This is a genomic window from Terrimonas sp., assembly GCF_003075435.1.
In the GTDB taxonomy this organism is placed as follows: domain Bacteria; phylum Bacteroidota; class Bacteroidia; order Chitinophagales; family Chitinophagaceae; genus Agriterribacter.
The window spans coordinates 1-2,776 of sequence record NZ_QCZJ01000065.1 but is presented as its reverse complement, the minus strand read 5'-3'; the positions used below and the strand labels follow the sequence as shown (position 1 = coordinate 2,776).

The 2,776-nt window shown below is 41.4% G+C and carries 4 protein-coding genes; 1 reads left to right on the top strand and 3 read right to left on the bottom strand.

The window, feature by feature from the left end; all coding sequences use genetic code 11:
* Positions 1-116: 116 nt before the first annotated feature.
* From DC498_RS25815 to DC498_RS25805, 3 genes are all read right to left on the bottom strand, one after another.
* Entirely contained in the window at positions 117-425 is a 309-nt protein-coding gene (locus tag DC498_RS25815) for a hypothetical protein (protein ID WP_116877009.1), read from the bottom strand.
* 12 nt (positions 426-437) lie between these two features.
* Positions 438-731 (bottom strand): hypothetical protein, encoded by a 294-nt coding sequence (locus tag DC498_RS25810; protein WP_116877008.1) that lies wholly within the window; start codon positions 729-731, stop codon positions 438-440.
* Between the two features lie 185 nt (positions 732-916).
* The gene (locus tag DC498_RS25805; protein WP_116877007.1) at positions 917-1,564 is read right to left on the bottom strand and encodes a response regulator transcription factor; all 648 of its coding nucleotides are present in this window, start codon (positions 1,562-1,564) and stop codon (positions 917-919) included.
* Between the two features lie 205 nt (positions 1,565-1,769).
* On the opposite strand from DC498_RS25805, the gene DC498_RS25800 reads away from it, so the two are divergent.
* Positions 1,770-2,776 (top strand): hypothetical protein (locus DC498_RS25800; RefSeq protein WP_133176988.1); only part of this gene is annotated, 1,007 nt, incomplete at its 3' end.

Below are 2,776 nucleotides of genomic sequence, written 5' to 3'. Positions count from 1 at the left end.
AATACTGGGCGAACGATACCGTAACAGAAGAAAACGTTTTGGATTAAGAGTAAATTTAATCGCTGGCATTTACAATTATGAATTATATGCCTTTTTCAATTAATACAAGAGGTCTATTATCGTAAAGCATCGCTATTGAAAACTTTGGGGTTATTCACGCCATGCTTGCGGATGTTATCTTTTAAATCCACCCATAACCTTATGGAGTAATCTGCCAGTTCATACATTTCTTCGGCCGTTAGTTGATGTGGATTTGAAACTGTCGATACTGGTTTTTCTTTTTCTTCATTGGAAATATGGGAGAAAATATTGGGGGCATATCCTTCAGCCACTTCCAAAGATTTCCCAATTCCAATGCTGTTCCCAAATAATTTGATTTGTTTTCCTGTACTTAAAGTCAGGGTTCTTCTTTTAAACTCTGCCATGATTAATATTTTTTAAAGTGAATAATTGAACTCTGCATGTGTTTTAATTGCAGGCAATGGATATTCACTCGGGCTGGTGGAGGCCGAGGAGGGAATATTTGTTGGGAGAAAAGGAGATGCTGGTGAAAGAAAAGAAGAGCTAGAGAGAATAATCTTATCCCGAAACCTTTGGCGAATCCCTGATCTGACAATATCTTTTTCATCCTGCTTCACATTTGTCTTGCTCACAAAAAAGTCCTGCTCCTCCGAAAAGGCAGCAGGACTTTGGTTATCAGGCTCCAATTGCAGCCAGACGCCGTAAATCATCCATAAAATGGTTCGAAAACCGTTCGAGAGGGACTACTTTACCGGAAAGGAGTAAATTTTTTATCTTCTTTCCGGTTTTTTATTTTGCTGGAACCGCTTCTATACCATGTATCAGCCGAACGACTTCATTGAGTGCGGGGGTGTTTATCAATTCCACTATACCCGTTACAATATCCTCTCCCGGCTTACACGAGTTTATGCCTCAAAGCGAACAGAATTAACGCTGTTTTATTTTTCAATTCAAATTTTTCCAGTAGTGCTTCCTTGTAATCTTCAACAGTGTATGGACTTATGTGCATTTTTGCCGCAATATTGTTATAGGTCATGCCGCTGCACAGGTGTTTTAAGAAGACAATCTCTTTTTCTTTTAAGGAAATGATTTTGTGGTGAAGTGTTCTTTCAGAATCGAGATACAGTATTTCTCTTACCTGTTTTGAAAAATATTGCTCGTTGCGTGAAACGGTGTATATAGCGCACAGGAGGTCTTCGTGTGATTGTGTTTTTAGCACGCAACCTTTTACTCCCAAGCCTGCCATTCTAAATATCAGGCCGTCACTGTATCCTGTAAGTGCAATAACAGCAGGGTCTTTATATTTCTTTTTCAGCCGGATCATCGTTTCGAAGCCATCCATTTCCGGCATACTGATATCAAGAAGTATGACATCAGTTAATCCCGCTTTTTCGAGCTGATCCAGGAGCTCTTTACCATTTGCAGCCTCGATACATATTTTGATTTTTTTGTCGGAAGAGATAAAGTTCACCAGGGCCGACCTCATTAGCGTATGGTCGTCTGCAATAGCAACGGTGATGATTTTGTCCGGTGGTGCAGTCATAAGCTGTGATTTAGGGTTAGATCAAAAATACCCGGAAAAGGGGGGTAAAAAAAATAAAAATGATAATATAGTTTTGTAAAACCATGCACCTGTTGCATTTTAGGTTAATTCTCCGATCTGATATTTAATAAGAAGCCTGCTGATCACCCTACAGAAGTTAAGGTGGTTTATGTCTTATACAATACCTGTTCCTAAACTCAGGCTTATGAACCGTTGTGCTGTGTTATTACTATTGCTTGTGGGATTATGTATGTGCCGGGGCGTTGTTGCCCAGGACAGCGCCAGCCATGCCATTATTGAAGTTCCGGGAAAATACATCAGCAGCATTGATGATAAAATCAATTCCCTCGACAGGCAGCTCAGCAGGCAAACAGATAAGTATTTAAACAGCCTTTCCAAACAGGAGCAAAAGCTGAAAAAACAGCTTGCTAAAATAGATTCCTCCAAAGCCGCAGAAATATTCGGGGATGTAAAGAAGAATTACGAGAACCTCTCTGACAAATTAAACAATGCCACCGGTAAATTTGATAAGCTCACTTCCGGGGAATTTATGGCAGGTCTTGATTCGTTACAAGGATCGCTTGCCTTCTTAAAAGACGCAGCAAATATTGTTTCCAAAACCAAAGATATCCGCCAGAAGCTTGGCAACTCGCTTAACCAGGCAAACCAGCTGCAACACAAGCTGAAAGAAGCAGGCGATATACAAAGCTACCTGCAAAGCAGGCAGCAGCAGATCAGAGAGCTCCTGTCTCAATATACTGGTCTGCCCAAAAGTGTAAGCAAATATTTTGGCAGGTATCAGCAGGATGTTTTTTATTACTCGCAGCAAATTAAATCTTACCGGGAAGTTTTGAACGACCCGGATAAGCTGGTAAGAAAGATCGTTTCCACGCTGCAAACAATACCCGCATTTTCAAAATTTTTCAGCCGCTACAGTATGTTAGCTTCACTTTTCCCGACCCCGGAGAGCTATGGTACGCCACAATCACTGGCTGGCTTACAAACCAGGACAGATATACAGCAGTTGATGCAACAGCAGTTATCATTACCAACTACAGGCAATACCAATGCAAATCCCGCGGCTTACCTGCAACAGCAGATGCAGCAGGCGCAGGGTGAGCTAAGCAAGCTGAAAGACAAGCTGAACCAGTTGGGCATAAATGGTGGCGGCAGCAGTGATATGGTGATGCCAGACTTTAAACCGAACAATCA